This is a genomic window from Winogradskyella maritima (assembly GCF_042650215.1).
GTDB lineage: Bacteria > Bacteroidota > Bacteroidia > Flavobacteriales > Flavobacteriaceae > Winogradskyella > Winogradskyella maritima.
This window is the reverse complement of the sequence record NZ_JBHSAT010000019.1, coordinates 22,051-37,418: the sequence shown is the minus strand read 5'-3', so window position 1 is coordinate 37,418 and position 15,368 is coordinate 22,051. Positions and strand designations below refer to the sequence as shown.

The following is a 15,368-nucleotide window of genomic DNA, read 5'->3' as shown; positions in this document are numbered from 1 at the left end:
GCCAGGATCAAACTCTTCATCGTTAAATTTTTAAGTGTTTCCACTTACATCTTAACAACCAAAAGGAATTTAATTTCTAAGTACTCAAAATGGTCTATTCTTTTGTCTGAAGACAACCGTTTCCGGCTATCCTCTACGCTGTCAATTCAATATGTTAATGAACTTTTTCTCTTGTTAGCCCAAGGCGTTTATCTCTTAAGCGGGTGCAAATATAAAACCCTTTTTTATTCCCCGCAAAACTTTTTTCAAAAAAATTCGAAATCTTTTTTATCGATAAGCTCGGCCCGGAAATGAACTCCCCAAAACAACTATTTTCCCGTCGTTTTGAGCGTGCAAATATACCACCCTTTTTTACTCACGCAAGTGCTTTGGGGAATTTATTTCAGGGATATCACACAACCCGCCACAAGACACTGTACAATAGATGTTTGGACATGGATTTTTTTTCGACTTTTCCCGAAAGGATAGGATATGGATATAACTCCGGGGTTTTAAAAAGGCCCCGGAATAACGGCTGTTGAAATTATAATCTACATGGGAAAAGGCCGTGGCGCAGGGTGACGAAGAGTGAGGAAGGGGAAACGCCATACATATAATATATATAGATGTTCCTTTTGCCAATAATTTGCTTACTTATATATTTGTAAGCTAAATTCTATACCTATATAATGATACATATTACGCTTCCGGATGGGACGGTGAGAGAATACGAGGCTGGGGCTACTCCAATGGATGTGGCCAAGTCAATCAGCGAAGGTTTTGCACGAAATGTAATTTCAGCAAAATTTAATGATGACGTTGTAGAAACAACTACGGCTTTGACCAAAGATGGAAGTTTAACTTTATACACTTGGCGTAACGATGCCGGCAAAAAGGCCTTTTGGCATTCTTCTGCGCATATATTGGCTCAAGCACTGGAAGAATTGTACCCGGGCGTGAAGCTTTGGGTTGGTCCTGCGATTGAAAACGGCTTTTATTACGATGTAGATTTAGGTGAAGGCACAATTTCTGAAAAGGACTTTAAGACCATTGAAAACAAAATGCTAGAGATTGCTCGCGGAAAGCACGACTTTAAGATGCGTGATGTTTCTAAAGAAGAAGCTCTCTCCTATTATAAAGGCAAAAATGACTATAAAGTTGAGCTGATTGAGAATCTTGAGGACGGCACCATTAGCTTCTGTGACCATTCTTCATTTACGGACTTGTGCCGCGGTGGTCATATTCCGAATACAGGAATTGTAAAAGCGGTTAAAATATTAAGTGTTGCTGGTGCTTATTATAAAGGTGACGAAAACAATAAGCAGTTAACGCGTGTTTATGGGATCTCATTTCCGAAGCAAAAAGAGCTGACCGAACATTTACATTTACTTGAAGAGGCTAAGAAGCGCGACCACCGTAAATTAGGCAAAGAGCTTGAATTGTTCACCTTCTCTAGAAGAGTTGGTCAAGGTCTACCTCTTTGGTTACCTAAAGGCGCTGCATTGCGTGAGCGATTAGAAAATTTCCTGAAAGCAGCACAGAAAAAAGCAGGCTATGAGATGGTAGTAACCCCTCATATCGGTCAAAAGGAGCTTTATGTGACCTCAGGACATTATGCCAAATACGGTGAAGATAGTTTTCAACCCATAAACACACCTGCAGAGGGCGAAGAGTTCTTATTGAAACCTATGAATTGCCCTCACCATTGCGAAATTTACAATACGCGACCGTTCTCATATAAGGAACTCCCCAAGCGTTATGCGGAATTCGGTACGGTATATAGGTATGAACAAAGTGGCGAATTACATGGCTTAACTCGTGTAAGAGGATTTACACAAGACGACGCCCATATCTTCTGTACACCAGACCAGTTGGATACAGAATTTAAAGAAGTTATCGATTTGGTACTCTATGTATTTGGTTCATTAGGATTCGAAAACTTTACAGCGCAAGTGTCAATTAGAGATCCAAAAACGCCTGAAAAGTATATTGGAAGTCTTGAAAATTGGGAGAAAGCTGAAAACGCCATTTTAAATGCGGCGAAGGATAAAGGTCTAAATTTCGTAGTCGAAGAAGGTGAAGCGGCATTTTATGGACCGAAACTTGATTTTATGGTCAAAGATGCCCTAGGACGTCAATGGCAATTGGGTACAATTCAGGTGGACTATAACCTTCCAGAACGTTTTGATTTAACCTACAAAGGCAGTGATAATGAATCTCACAGACCAGTGATGATACACCGCGCGCCATTTGGTAGTATGGAGCGATTTGTGGCTATTCTTCTGGAACATACTGGTGGTAATTTCCCACTTTGGCTAATGCCTGAACAAGCGACCGTAATCTCCGTGAGTGAGAAATATGAGAAATACGCGAAAAAAGTTTTAAATTTGCTAGAAAATCACGAAATTCGCGCCCTCGCAGATAATAGAAACGAGACTGTAGGTAAGAAAATTCGTGAAGCGGAAGTCAATAAATTACCTTATATTCTTATTGTTGGCGAGCAAGAAGAGCAAAACAATACCATAAGCGTTAGAAAACATGGTGGTGAAGATTTAGGCACGATTAGTGTAGAGTCATTTGCGAATCTTATTAAAGAAGAGGTAAAAAAGAGTCTTAAGACTTTTAAATAAATAACGTTTAATTAAAATATATAAGCCATAGCAATACGTAGAAGCAGAAAGAATTACAGTAGAAGGGTCATCAAAGAAGACCAGCACAGAATTAATTCTAAAATTAGATCCGAAGAAGTCAGAGTCGTAGGAGACAATGTAGAAGTGGGTGTTTATCCAATTAAGAAAGCATTGGGCATAGCCGACGAGCTTGGTCTGGATCTGGTAGAGATTTCGCCAAACGCGAATCCTCCTGTTTGTAAGATTATGGACTATAAAAAGTTTCTTTATGAACAAAAAAAGAGGGAGAAGGCGTTAAAAGCAAAAGCATCTAAGGTTGTTGTAAAAGAGATCCGTTTTGGACCCAACACCGATGACCATGATTATGAGTTCAAGAAGAAACATGCCGAAAAGTTTCTAAAAGACGGTGCCAAATTAAAAGCCTTTGTATTCTTTAAAGGACGTTCTATCGTTTTTAAAGAACAGGGTCAAATTTTGTTGCTGAAGCTAGCGCAAGATTTGGAGGAATTTGGTAAAGTTGAACAGATGCCTAAACTAGAAGGTAAGCGAATGATTATGTTCATAGCACCTAAGAAGAAATAAACACACAATTAAGTTTGTGAATTTATAAATACCATAGCCCATTGGCAGTGGTGTTTTTTTGAAAGAAAATAAGCGAAACGAATATTAAAAATTAGGAAAATGCCTAAAATGAAAACAAAATCTAGTGCCAAAAAGCGTTTTAAGCTTACCGGTACTGGTAAAATCAAAAGAAAGCACGCTTTTAAGAGTCACATTTTGACGAAAAAATCGAAGAAGCGTAAGCTAGCGTTAACCCATGACACATTAGTGCACAAGGCTGACGAAAACAATGTTAAAACCATGTTGTGTTTAAAATAACACAGTTTTAACCGGTTAAATTATTTTATAAACCCTGGAGTTAGGCTTATTTATAAACGATTGTAGATTTTAGATTTACGATTTGAATGAAATATAGAAGTGTTGATTATTGACCGCCTACTACAAAAAACAATTAAGAAATGCCAAGATCAGTAAATTCAGTTGCAAAGAGAGCCAGAAGAAAAAAGGTTCTTAAGCAAGCAAAAGGTTACTTCGGAAGACGTAAAAACGTTTGGACGGTAGCAAAAAATGCGGTAGACAAAGCGATGCAATATTCGTACAGAGACCGCAGAAACAAAAAGAGAACATTCAGAGCCCTTTGGATTATGCGTATCAACGCTGGTGCAAGACAGCACGGAATGTCCTATTCAAAGTTTATGGGAAGTTTAAAAGCTAACAATATCGATTTAAACCGTAAGGTATTAGCCGATTTAGCTATGAATCGCCCAGAAGCTTTTGAAGCAATTGTAAACAAAGTTAAGTAAGGCGTTTAGCCTATTCATAAACTCATTTCGCTTATAAAAAATCCGATTCTTAATTGAATCGGATTTTTTTATTTTAGAGGATAAGTTTAAATATATGATTTCAAATCAAAGTGGGTGTAATTACCCGATTCAAAGAAGAAGTAATAACATAAACCGCTTAATTATTATCGGAAATGGATTTGATCTAGCTCACGGTTACAAAACTCGATATTCAGATTTTTTCTTTGACTTTTTCCTCTCAATGTTTGAAGATCTCATTGACACAAACAAATACGATGATGAATTAATAAAAGTGAGAGTGTTGCAGAATATTAGAGATCGACATTTTGAAATACCTAAAAACTTTAATCATGCTATTAAACTGATAAATGACTTAAAAAGAAACAACTCTGTCGAAGTACAAATTAAATCACCTATCCTTAGATTATTATTTGATAGAAATTCAACAGAAAACAAATGGGTTGACCTAGAAAATGATTACTATCAATTGCTTAAAACATTTCTTAAGAAGAATGAAAACGACTTAGTTAATAAATTAAATTCTGACCTAGACTATATTACCAGAAAACTAGAAGTTTATCTAACAAATCAAACTGAAAAGACTGAAAGGTTTTCTGGAAACTATTTAGTAAACGACTTTTATGAAGATGTGAAAGGGAATGAAATTGTTTCCAATGAAATAACTGAAAATAAAAAGCCCTCTGCCGTCCATATACTGAACTTTAACTATACCGATATAGTCCTAAAGTATTCAGATTCTAAAAATAGAATAGAAAATGTTGAGTATAATTTTATACATGGAGAATTAAATAAACCTGAAAACCCAATAATTTTTGGGTTTGGAGATGAGCTTGATGATGACTATACAGTACTTGAAAAGACAAATGATAATAATTACTTCAGACATATAAAGTCTTTCAAATATTTTAAAACTAGAAATTACCATAATCTATTAAGGTTTATCGAATCTGATAAATTTCAAGTTTATATATATGGTCATTCTTGTGGCTTGTCTGACAGAACAATGCTTAATCAAATTTTTGAGCATGAAAATTGCATTTCAATAAAAATTTTCTATCATATTCGTGAAGACGGAACAAATGACTATGTCGAAAAAACCCATGAAATATCAAGGCATTTTAAAGACAAGGCTAGTATGAGAAGAAAACTAATTCCCGAAGAACTATCATACCCAATGCCAAAACCAAGAAAACTTTAATAATTCTTAAGTTTTCTGCTTTTTCTTCTTTGCCGCCGGAAATAACACATTGTTTAAAATAAGGCGATAGCCAGGAGAAGTTGGATGCAAGTCTAATTCCGTTCGGGGATCCCCTACTCGATGAGTATAGTCCTCTGGGTCATGACCACCATAAAAGGTAAAGAAGCCTTTTCCTTTAATGCCGTGAATATACTTGGCTTCGCCATTGGTTTTATTCTCTCCCATAACCAAAACGTTTGATTTGATTTCTTCGCGTGTAAATGAGGTCGTTTGACCCATAAACCCTTTGACCAGTGCCGTGTGGTTTTGTGTCAGCATCGTGGGAACTGGATCCCATTTTGCTGAAAATTCCATCAACGAAAAGTAATCGGTTTCTTTTGGGATTTGACGTTTACGTGTCATATCAATCGAAGAAAATTCGTAAATATTAGGATTGCGTTCTAAGATAAAGTCCTTAAAGGCGAAGGTTTTGGAATAATCTATTTTATTTTGATAACCTGGGTCGCTTCCGTCACCGTCAAACATAGGCTCACAGATGTCAACGTTTTCAGCCGACAACGCAATATCAAAACTATCCGTTGCTGAACACATAGCGAACATAAATCCTCCACCAGCAACATACTCTCTTATCTTTAAAGCCACAGCTAATTTTGCATCAGACACTTTAGAATAGCCCAAACGTGTAGCTAATTCTTCGGCCGCTTTCTTTTCTTCGATGTACCAAGCGGCTGATCGATAACTACGATAAAACTTTCCGAATTGTCCCGTAAAATCTTCGTGATGCAGGTGTAACCAATCGTATAAAACCAACTCATCTTTTAGGACTTCTTCATCATAAATTGTTTCATAGGGAATTTCAGCATAAGTTAAAACCATGGTCACGGCATCATCCCAAGGCTGTTTTCCATAAGGTGTATAAACCGCAATTTTTGGTGCTTTTTCCAAGACTACGGCTTCCTGATTTTTAGAAGGACTCGAAATATCATTTAAAATTTGTTCTGCTTTAGCATCTGAAATGACTTCAAAACTTACACCTCTAATCTGACACTCGCGCTGAATGATTTCTGCATCGGGCAATAAAAATGAACCGCCTCTGTAATTCAATAACCACTTGACCTTGAGTTGGCGTTCCAATGTCCAATAGGTGACACCGTATGCTTTCAGATGATTCTCTTGTGTTTCAGCATCCATGGGCACTAATATGTAAGAGGCATAGGTCTGAATACTGAATAGCGTCACAAAACAAATTAGAAGTAGTTTTTTCAATCTCATAGCTTTAGAACGAAATATAATCAATTATTAGTGCGCACGTAATGTATTTATGCTGGTTTTAAGATTAAAGGGCATATTGAAGAAGAGTCTCATAATGCCTTTGGCTTTCTTCGAGCAACGATTGCAAGCGCTCAGGAAATGCTTCTTCTTTCGCTTTGTAAGGCATAAAACCTGATGACTTATGGACATTATCATACCAATACCGGGCCCAGACACCATCTTCTTCACGTTTTTGTGGTTTCCACGAAAGCATTGACTCTTCAAACGGAATATCTATTTTTTGGCATAAGCTTCTTAGGGCTTCGTGAGGATTAAGCAAAACGGATTTCGAATCTAACACCACAAAAGAAATATTCTTCAATTTGAAATAGTTCAATAATTCAACATGCAACCTATAGCCAACGTCATTGATCGTAGGGTTGGGAATAACTTTGGCAAACGAGGGAAGCATTTCATTCGGGTCTCGTGTGAGGATTATATTAATGGTTTTCTTCATGAAACTTCGGTCTAAATCCAACAAATGATGCGTCATGTGCTTATAGAAATACATCGGTGAAGTCTTATTGTTAAACATTTCCTCTATCACCTTATTGCCGTCCTTCTCCATATTGTTTAAAACATCATCAGCTCCTGGATGGTACTGACGCGCTTCGGGATGATGCTTCAGATAGTAAGCATACAAAGGTTCATCGACAACTTTACAGTCTGAGCGTTGCGCAAAGGAATACATCAAAGCCGTGGAAATGTTACGTGGCCCTGACCACAAACAAATATGTTTAGACATCTATTTTTGGATTTGCATTGCTATTAATTCGTTATATAATTGGCTCAGTTTATTAGTCAACGGCCATTTATTTCCATCGCCAATAGCTCTGCCATCGATTTTAGTCACAGGTGTTAATCCGCCGAAGGTTCCAGTCACAAAAGCTTCATCTGCACCGTATACATCAAATAAAGAAAAGTCTTTTTCAATGCACGGAATATTATGAAGTCTACATACCTCAATGACTTTTCCTCTGGTGATACCGTTCATACAATATTTTCCAGTTGATGTCCAAACCTCTTCATTTTTGATAATAAAAAAATTGGTGGCATTACAGGTCGCAACAAATCCGTTGACATCTAGCATCAACGCTTCATCCGCCCCTGCTTCAATGGCTTGCACTAGGGCCTGGACTTCGTGCAACTTGCTGTGGCAATTAAGTCTTGGGTCTAAGTAATCTGGAGAGCCACGACGTATTGTAGAGGTGAATAAGGTGATGCCCTTTTTTTTTGTAGCTTCATCGGCAATCTTAAATTCTGGAATGATAACGAGATTTGGTCCTGAAATGGTCAGTCTTGGGTCTTGCGACGGCGTTTTTTTTATCCCTCTAGTCACCATAACCCTAACGTGGACGCCATCAGTCATTTCGTTTGCGTTTAAAACGTCCAAAATTTTTTCTGTGAGTTCGGCTTTGGTCCAAGGTAATTTCATTCCGATAGTTGCGGATGCCGTCCACATTCTGTCGAGATGTTCGTCTAAAAAAACTAAGGTATTGTGATGCAAGCGCATGGCTTCCCATACCCCGTCGCCAACAAGATATCCACTATCAAATACTGAGATTTTAGCATTTTCTCTTGAAAATAATTCTCCGTTGACGCTGATTTTGATGGCGTCGTTTCTGGAATCGGAAATTGCGTTATGTGTACCGTGCATATCTATTCAATTTGAATAGAAAGTTAGGGAAATTTAGAGAGTTGACAATGGTTGTTTAGGACTCCAAAGCGGGTTTGCCAGAAATAAGTTCGGCAATCACTTTTGTGCCTTCGAACTGTTCCAAAATAATCTTTAGGAAAACGGTAATAGGAATCGCCATAATCAGTCCTGGAATACCCCAAAGGAAACCCCAAAACATTAACATTACTAACACGGTAATGATATTTATGGAGAACGATTTTCCCATAAATATTGGTTCTAAGATAGCGCCAAACAACACTTGAACACCAGTAATAGCTAACATGAAGAATAGTAATACTGAAGTAGCTTCAATTTCAACAAATGCGAAAATGGACAATAGAATAACAGAAATAAATGAGCCAACCATCTGAACAAAGTTGATGACAAAAGCAAACAAGCCCCAGAAAATCGGGAAGCTCACATCGAAGAACAAGCACATCAATCCAGTGCCGATACCTGTTAACAAGCTGACCATAAATTTCACCTTGATAAATTTAATAAGGTCGTTTTCAATTTTAATGAATGCCTTTATTGAGGTATGCTTTTGTTTAAGCAAAGTTGCGTTCAACAATTTATGAACGTTGATAGATTCTCCCAACCACAAAACCGCAAAGAAGATGGTCATCATCAGCGTAGTTAAAAAACGTCTAATAAAACCAAGTGTTGTACCTAGATTGTCTTGCTGAAAGAAAGATCCTAGTACTGTGGTATTCTCATTAAATGAAATTCCGAAAGCTTCAGATAAATAGGTTTTAAGGTTTGCTAATTTGATTTCGGCTTTTTCAAAAAACTTAGATTCTGATGCCACTATTTGTTTACCGGAAAGCTGTATCAATTCTACCCCTATAAATACAATGCTCACTACAATGAACAATACAATCAGAATACTGACAACTTTTGGAACATTTCGTCGTCCCAAATATCGCATTAATGGTAAAAACAACAATGCGATGAACATAGAGAACACTAACGGGATGAATATAAAGGACAAAACCTTTAATAAATAAAACACCAAGGGAATGGCAATTAATAGTAGTAAAACGTTAGTGGTGCGCCTCTTTTCGAGCATGGGAATCGTCTTTTAAATAGCAAAAACAAAGTTAACTGAAATTAACTGTTCAGCTCTTAAAATTTCCTAAAAAGGAACGCCATCATCCTCAGGTGCATCAAAGGCATCACTCGCAGATGGGAAGTGGTCTTGTTTAAAAGTATCATCGTTGGCAGCCGCATTCATTTTAGAGTGGAATTCACCAAATGGCGTATCAAAATCATCCAAATTATCAAACTTGCCAAGATGTCCGATGAACTTTAATCGGATGTTGTCCAAACCACCGTTTCTGTGCTTGGCAACAATAAATTCACCCTGACCTTCGGTCGGCGAGCGCTCTTCATCATCCCATTCGTCAATTTTATAATACTCTGGTCGGTAGATAAATGAAACGATATCAGCATCTTGCTCAATTGCTCCAGATTCACGTAAATCCGAGAGAAGCGGTCGCTTACTTCCACCACGAGTTTCTACTGCACGCGACAATTGTGATAGTGCAATGACAGGAACATTTAATTCCTTAGCCAAGGCTTTCAAGTTTCGGGAAATCATGGAAATTTCTTGCTCACGGTTTCCGCCTTTTTGACTTCCACCTGCCGTCATTAACTGCAAGTAATCAATCATAATTACTTTAATATCATATTGAGAGGCTAAACGACGTGCTTTGGCTCGTAAGTCAAAAATGGAGAGTGAAGGAGTATCGTCAATAAACAATGGTGCTTTCTCTAAAGTCTTCACTTTAACGTTAAGTTGCTCCCATTCGTGTTTTTCAAGTTTTCCGGTTCTCAGCTTTTCTGAAGATAATCCTGTTTCACTAGAGATAAGACGCGTTATCAGTTGTACAGAGGACATTTCAAGCGAAAAAAACGCTACAGCTTGATTAAAATCTACTGCAATATTTCGGGCCATAGTCAAAGTTAAAGCGGTTTTACCCATACCAGGACGTGCCGCAACGATGATTAAATCTGAAGGTTGCCAACCGGAAGTCAATTTATCTAGCTTATCAAATCCCGTGGGGATGCCACTCAATCCGTCTTTATTGGAAATTTCCTCAATTTTCTTCTTGGCTTGAATCACCAAGCTCTGCGCCGTCTCCGTAGATTTTTTAACATTGCCTTGCGTCACCTCATACAATTTAGCTTCAGCAGTATCTAAAAGGTCGAAAACGTCATTGCCTTCATCGTAAGCTTCTTCGATAATTTCGTTTGAAATCTTTATTAAACTTCTCTGTATGTACTTTTGAAGAATTATTCGTGCATGGAATTCAATATGAGCAGAAGACGATACACGTTGGGTCAAGGAAATCAAATAAAAATCCCCTCCTACCATATCTAACTTTCCGTCCTTCTTCAATTGTGACGAAACTGTTAATAAGTCAACAGGCTCACTGTTTTCAAACAATTTGAAGATAGATTCAAAAATAAACTTGTGACTGTCCTTGTAAAAGGCATCTGGACTCAAAATATCAATCACCTCATCAACCCCTTTTTTGTCAATCATCATAGCACCTAGCACCACTTCTTCCAAATCAATGGCCTGCGGTGGAATCTTGCCTTTTTCTAGGCTTATCAAGGTACTCTTATCGACTTTTACGCCTTTTACAGGGTTAGGTTGTTTCATTATTTTGTCTTCAGAAAGTTTAGTTAGTGCTTGTTCAAACTTAAAAATATAAACTCAAAATTAATTCAGAATTTATGTCACGAACAAGGTCTGCGAATGTAACAAAAAGTAGCTTTAACGATAAATAGATACTTGTGCAACTCTCAACACTTCGTTAACAATTCAACTGTTGATAAGTCTTAAATATTGTTGATAGCCACAAAAAAACCGAAGCACAACACTTCGGTTTTTTAAGAATGCTTTGTTTTAGTACGTTTAAGATTTGTAAACACCCATCTCATCGTATTTTTCCATACGTTGACTCACCAATTCTTTTGGTGATAAGTTCTTCAACTCATCATAAGTTTTCACAATGGTATCTCTTACCGTTAAAAATGTTTTCTCTCTGTTGGTATGTGCTCCACCCAGTGGCTCTTTGATGATTGTATCTACCAATTTCATACGTTTCATGTCCTTGGCCGTCAACTTTAAAGCCTCAGCCGCTTGCTCTTTGTATTCCCAGCTTCGCCAAAGAATAGATGAGCAAGATTCAGGAGAAATTACAGAATACCAAGTATTCTCTAACATCATAACCCTATCGCCTACGCCAATACCCAAGGCACCACCAGATGCGCCTTCACCAATGATTATGGTAATGATTGGCACTTTTAATCGGGCCATCTCAAAAATGTTTCTGGCAATAGCTTCACCTTGGCCACGCTCCTCAGCTTCCAATCCTGGGTAAGCACCTGGAGTATCGATTAAAGTGACTACAGGAATACCAAATTTCTCTGCAGATTTCATTAATCGTAAAGCTTTTCGATAACCTTCTGGGTTAGACATTCCGAAGTTTCGGTACTGTCTTGTCTTTGTATTATAGCCTTTTTGCTGGCCAATAAACATATAAGATTGGTTACCAATCTTACCTAAACCACCAATCATGGCCTTATCATCCTTTACATTTCTATCGCCATGTAGCTCCAAAAAAGAATCGCCACATAATGCCTTTATATAATCCAAGGTATACGGGCGATTGGGATGACGCGATAACTGTACGCGTTGCCAAGCTGTTAGGTTTTTGTAAATGTCTTTTTTTGTATTTACAAGCTTTTCTTCAATCTGCTTGCAAGTCTCGGTCACATCCACTTCACTCTCATCACCAATGATTCGGCACTTATCTAGTTGTTCCTCGAGTTCTTTAATTGGAAGTTCAAATTCTAAATATTCCATACAATTTGAATAAATTAATTTTAGTTAGTTAGTCTGCAAACCTACATATTCTCATTTGATAATGATGGACAATTCCATTAAATATGAAGCAAACTGAAGGCAAAAATAAGATTAAAACTAGACATATAAAATTATAGTAAGGCTTCGTTTTGTTTTGAAAGTCGCTTCTTTAATACAGCATCTATAACTATAGCCAGCAAAACCACAACAGCACCAATGTAAAAACTAACTGACATTTGCTCTTTCTCCGGAAAAAGAATCAATGCCAAAACGATACCGTATACGGGCTCCAAATTGTAACTCAATATCACCGAAAATGGCGAAATATACTTCATCACATGTACCGCCGCGATAAACGCATACGCCGTACATACTGAAGCCAGAATAAAGATATATATCCAGTCGGAAGACGATAATTGAAAAAATTCCAAATCAAACCCATTTCCGAACAGCACAATAAATAAGGAGAGGAAAAGGGTACCACTAACAAATTCATACACCGAAATAACACTGGCTTTATGAGTTTCAATAAATCGTCCGTTAATCACAGAGAATAAACTTGAAAATAAAGCTGATGATAAACCTAATAGAATACCATTGATGTAGCGTAATTCGCCTTTAGTAATTAAAAACACGCCTAATATGACTACAATACCTAAAAGAATTTCTTGCCAATACATCTTTCTTTTAAAAAATAAGGGTTCAAGAAATGAAGCGAAAAATGCACCGCTTGAAAACATAGCCAATGCGATAGATACGTTTGCTTGATTAATTGATTCGAAAAAAGTAATCCAATGTAAGGCGATAATGATTCCAGCAATTGCAAATTTGAAAACCTGCTTAGGCCGCATTTTCAAACTCGTCTTAGAAAGCTTTACAAAGCCAATCATTAAAACTACGGCAATCAGCATACGATACCAAACCAAAGCGAGCGACCCAATGGAAATCAGTTCGCCCAAAATTGCCGTAAAACCGGCTATAAGTACCAAGACGTGTAAATGAAAATAGTGCTTTAGCTTATCGCTTTGCATTGTAAAGTAGATAGATGGCTAGTGCACCAAATATAATGTTTGGAAACCAAACGGCAATCAGTGGTGGAAAGTCCGACTGCTCTGCCATAACTCCAAACACCTTATCGAAGAAGACATAAATCATGGCAATGGCAATACCAAAAGCCAAGTTAACGCCCATGCCACCGCGTCGCTTAATCGATGAAACGGCAACGGCAATAATAGTTAATATAAACACCGAAACTGGCAAACTCCATTTTTTGTACTTCACCACCTCATAACGACCAATATTTGATGAGCCCCTAGCCTTTTCTTTGTTTATAAAACTAATCAGTTTAGGGTAAGACAGTGTTTCTGCGAAGTATTCAACAGGTGTTAAATCTTCCAAATCAAAAGCAAAAGTGGTATCGACACGTCTTCTGTTTTCTACAATTTCTTCGCCGTCGACAAATTTTCGTTTGTGGTAATTGGTTAATCTATATATAGAATCGGACTCAATATATTTTATGTTATTCGCAAAGATTTTAAATTCTAATTGGTTCCCATTGAAACGTTCTAAGGTAAAATTCTGGCCTGTACTTGTTGCTGGATTAAACCGACTGACATATATATAGTCACTGTCATTTAGTTGCCTAAATACATTATCGGTTTGTTGAATGTCACTATGCTTCTTTAAATAGGTATATTTAAATTCATTGAAACCTCTACTTGCTTTCGGTGCCAAGTACAATCCCAATACTAAAGCGAAACCTGCAACAATTGTAGCACCAATCATATAAGGTCTTAAAAATCGACTAAAAGACACACCAGAACTTAAAAACGCAGTAATTTCTGTATTGTTCGCCAGCTTAGACGTAAAAAAGATTACTGATAAGAACAAGAACAACGGAAACAACAAATGGGCAAAATACAAGGTGAAATTATAGAGGTATTCTGCAACAGCTGGAAACGGTACTTCGTTCTCTAAAATCTTTCCAATCTTTTCCGCCAAATGCACCATTATGCCAATAGGGATGAATAACAACAGCATCACTGCAAAAGTGGAGAGATAGCGTTTTAGTATGTACCAATCTAGAATTTTCATGCTTAATCGTAGCCTTCCGACGTAAATCTATTTATAATCGATTATCCATTTGTATTACCATTTTATCTTTCCATTCCCTAAAATCCCCGGCGATGATATGCTTTCGAGCTTCACGAACCAACCACAAATAAAATCCAAGATTATGAATGGTCGCTATCTGTTTTCCTAAAAGTTCATTCACTTTAAACAAATGACGCAAATAAGCTTTTGAATAATCTGTATCTACATAGGTAATTCCCATTTCATCCACTGGTGAAAAATCGAACTCCCATTTTTTGTTCTTAATATTAATAGTACCATTTGCTGTAAAAAGCATACCGTTCCTGGCATTTCTAGTTGGCATCACACAATCGAACATATCTACACCTAACGCAATATTTTCTAAAATATTTATTGGTGTTCCAACTCCCATGAGATAACGTGGTTTGTCTTCGGGCAAAATATCGCAGACCACTTCAGCCATGGCGTACATCTCCTCTGCTGGCTCGCCAACAGATAAGCCACCAATAGCATTACCTTTCGCACCTGCATTGGCAATATACTCTGCAGATTGTACACGCAAATCTTTATAGGTTGACCCTTGAACAATTGGAAAAAACGTTTGGTCGTAATCGTATTTTAATGGTGTCTTTTTTAAATGTGCTAAACAACGCTCCAGCCAACGATGCGTCATGTGCATGGACCGCTTGGCATAGTTATAATCGCATGGATATGGTGTACACTCATCAAAAGCCATGATGATATCAGCACCAATTGTCCTTTGGATTTCCATCACATTTTCGGGTGTAAACACATGTGTGCTTCCATCGATATGAGATTTGAACTTTACACCTTCTTCCTTAATCTTTCGATTTGCCGATAAGGAATACACCTGATAACCCCCTGAATCCGTCAAAATATTCCGGTCCCAATTCATGAATTTGTGTAGACCGCCTGCCGCCTCTAATACTTGTGTTTCTGGGCGAAGATAAAGGTGATAGGTATTTCCTAAAATAATATCGGGATTAATGTCATCTTTCAACTCACGCTGATGAACACCTTTTACAGAGGCTACTGTACCTACAGGCATAAATATTGGGGTCTCAATTGTACCGTGGTCTGTTTCAATAAGTCCAGCCCTAGCTTTACTTTGAGCGTCTGTTGCTAAGCGTTTAAATATCATGAAAATTCAATGTCGAAGGGCAAATATAATTAACTCCCTAGCATTACTTCTTAA

Annotated in this window: 14 protein-coding genes; 5 read left to right on the top strand and 9 right to left on the bottom strand. The window is 37.5% G+C overall.

The features are described 5' to 3' along the window. Window positions 1–668 precede the first annotated feature (668 nt). The 5 genes from thrS to ACFOSX_RS11170 all read left to right on the top strand — a co-directional run bounded on the left by thrS (window position 669) and on the right by ACFOSX_RS11170 (window position 5,192). Window positions 669–2,609, top strand: a complete 1,941-nt coding sequence (gene thrS / locus ACFOSX_RS11190) for a threonine--tRNA ligase (RefSeq protein WP_386100877.1) — start codon at window positions 669–671, stop codon at window positions 2,607–2,609. 69 nt (window positions 2,610–2,678) lie between these two features. After that, complete coding sequence (infC, locus tag ACFOSX_RS11185) at window positions 2,679–3,191, top strand: translation initiation factor IF-3 (RefSeq protein ID WP_386100883.1); 513 nt, start codon at window positions 2,679–2,681, stop codon at window positions 3,189–3,191. 99 nt (window positions 3,192–3,290) lie between these two features. After that, entirely contained in the window at window positions 3,291–3,488 is a 198-nt protein-coding gene (gene rpmI, locus ACFOSX_RS11180; RefSeq protein WP_386100874.1) for a 50S ribosomal protein L35, read from the top strand. A gap of 140 nt (window positions 3,489–3,628) precedes the next feature. Continuing rightward, entirely contained in the window at window positions 3,629–3,973 is a 345-nt protein-coding gene (gene rplT, locus ACFOSX_RS11175) for a 50S ribosomal protein L20 (RefSeq protein WP_386100871.1), read from the top strand. A gap of 94 nt (window positions 3,974–4,067) precedes the next feature. Further along, window positions 4,068–5,192 carry an AbiH family protein gene (locus tag ACFOSX_RS11170; protein ID WP_386100868.1) on the top strand — a complete coding sequence of 375 codons (1,125 nt, stop codon included), beginning with the start codon at window positions 4,068–4,070 and terminating at the stop codon, window positions 5,190–5,192. A 6-nt stretch (window positions 5,193–5,198) separates the two neighbouring features. Here ACFOSX_RS11170 and ACFOSX_RS11165 read toward each other — a convergent pair whose 3' ends face one another. The 9 genes from ACFOSX_RS11165 to tgt all read right to left on the bottom strand — a co-directional run bounded on the left by ACFOSX_RS11165 (window position 5,199) and on the right by tgt (window position 15,314). Further along, window positions 5,199–6,383 carry an asparagine synthetase B gene (locus ACFOSX_RS11165; RefSeq protein WP_386100880.1) on the bottom strand — a complete coding sequence of 395 codons (1,185 nt, stop codon included), beginning with the start codon at window positions 6,381–6,383 and terminating at the stop codon, window positions 5,199–5,201. A 145-nt stretch (window positions 6,384–6,528) separates the two neighbouring features. Further along, a complete protein-coding gene (locus tag ACFOSX_RS11160; RefSeq protein WP_386100865.1) occupies window positions 6,529–7,248 on the bottom strand; it encodes a sulfotransferase-like domain-containing protein in 720 nt (239 codons plus the stop codon). Continuing rightward, window positions 7,249–8,160: an aminotransferase class IV gene (locus tag ACFOSX_RS11155; RefSeq protein ID WP_386100862.1), complete on the bottom strand. Its 912-nt coding sequence runs from the start codon at window positions 8,158–8,160 to the stop codon at window positions 7,249–7,251. Between the two features lie 55 nt (window positions 8,161–8,215). Next, window positions 8,216–9,250 carry an AI-2E family transporter gene (locus tag ACFOSX_RS11150; RefSeq protein ID WP_386100859.1) on the bottom strand — a complete coding sequence of 345 codons (1,035 nt, stop codon included), beginning with the start codon at window positions 9,248–9,250 and terminating at the stop codon, window positions 8,216–8,218. A 66-nt stretch (window positions 9,251–9,316) separates the two neighbouring features. Next, window positions 9,317–10,849 (bottom strand): replicative DNA helicase, encoded by a 1,533-nt coding sequence (gene dnaB / locus ACFOSX_RS11145; RefSeq protein WP_386100856.1) that lies wholly within the window; start codon window positions 10,847–10,849, stop codon window positions 9,317–9,319. Window positions 10,850–11,104: 255 nt separating this feature from the next. Further along, window positions 11,105–12,058 carry an acetyl-CoA carboxylase carboxyltransferase subunit alpha gene (locus tag ACFOSX_RS11140; RefSeq protein WP_386100853.1) on the bottom strand — a complete coding sequence of 318 codons (954 nt, stop codon included), beginning with the start codon at window positions 12,056–12,058 and terminating at the stop codon, window positions 11,105–11,107. A 131-nt stretch (window positions 12,059–12,189) separates the two neighbouring features. Next, window positions 12,190–13,089 carry a DMT family transporter gene (locus ACFOSX_RS11135; RefSeq protein WP_386100850.1) on the bottom strand — a complete coding sequence of 300 codons (900 nt, stop codon included), beginning with the start codon at window positions 13,087–13,089 and terminating at the stop codon, window positions 12,190–12,192. Next, on the bottom strand, window positions 13,076–14,152 hold the full coding sequence (locus ACFOSX_RS11130) for an LptF/LptG family permease (protein WP_386100847.1): 1,077 nt from the start codon (window positions 14,150–14,152) through the stop codon (window positions 13,076–13,078). Before ACFOSX_RS11130 ends, ACFOSX_RS11135 begins: the two co-directional genes overlap by 14 nt. A 31-nt stretch (window positions 14,153–14,183) precedes the next feature. Further along, a complete protein-coding gene (tgt, locus tag ACFOSX_RS11125) occupies window positions 14,184–15,314 on the bottom strand; it encodes a tRNA guanosine(34) transglycosylase Tgt (protein ID WP_386100844.1) in 1,131 nt (376 codons plus the stop codon). Between the last annotated feature and the right edge of the window lie 54 nt (window positions 15,315–15,368).

Bases quoted from the DNA above. Each gene is read 5' to 3' on its own strand.
- thrS (WP_386100877.1), top strand. From the start codon at position 669: ATGATACATATTACGCTTCCGGATGGGACGGTGAGAGAATACGAGGCT.
- rpmI (WP_386100874.1), top strand. From the start codon at position 3,291: ATGCCTAAAATGAAAACAAAATCTAGTGCCAAAAAGCGTTTTAAGCTT.
- rplT (WP_386100871.1), top strand. From the start codon at position 3,629: ATGCCAAGATCAGTAAATTCAGTTGCAAAGAGAGCCAGAAGAAAAAAG.
- ACFOSX_RS11170 (WP_386100868.1), top strand. From the start codon at position 4,068: ATGATTTCAAATCAAAGTGGGTGTAATTACCCGATTCAAAGAAGAAGT.
- ACFOSX_RS11165 (WP_386100880.1), bottom strand. From the start codon at position 6,383: ATGGATGCTGAAACACAAGAGAATCATCTGAAAGCATACGGTGTCACC.
- ACFOSX_RS11160 (WP_386100865.1), bottom strand. From the start codon at position 7,248: ATGTCTAAACATATTTGTTTGTGGTCAGGGCCACGTAACATTTCCACG.
- ACFOSX_RS11155 (WP_386100862.1), bottom strand. From the start codon at position 8,160: ATGCACGGTACACATAACGCAATTTCCGATTCCAGAAACGACGCCATC.
- ACFOSX_RS11150 (WP_386100859.1), bottom strand. From the start codon at position 9,250: ATGCTCGAAAAGAGGCGCACCACTAACGTTTTACTACTATTAATTGCC.
- dnaB (WP_386100856.1), bottom strand. From the start codon at position 10,849: ATGAAACAACCTAACCCTGTAAAAGGCGTAAAAGTCGATAAGAGTACC.
- ACFOSX_RS11140 (WP_386100853.1), bottom strand. From the start codon at position 12,058: ATGGAATATTTAGAATTTGAACTTCCAATTAAAGAACTCGAGGAACAA.
- ACFOSX_RS11135 (WP_386100850.1), bottom strand. From the start codon at position 13,089: ATGCAAAGCGATAAGCTAAAGCACTATTTTCATTTACACGTCTTGGTA.
- ACFOSX_RS11130 (WP_386100847.1), bottom strand. From the start codon at position 14,152: ATGAAAATTCTAGATTGGTACATACTAAAACGCTATCTCTCCACTTTT.
- tgt (WP_386100844.1), bottom strand. From the start codon at position 15,314: ATGATATTTAAACGCTTAGCAACAGACGCTCAAAGTAAAGCTAGGGCT.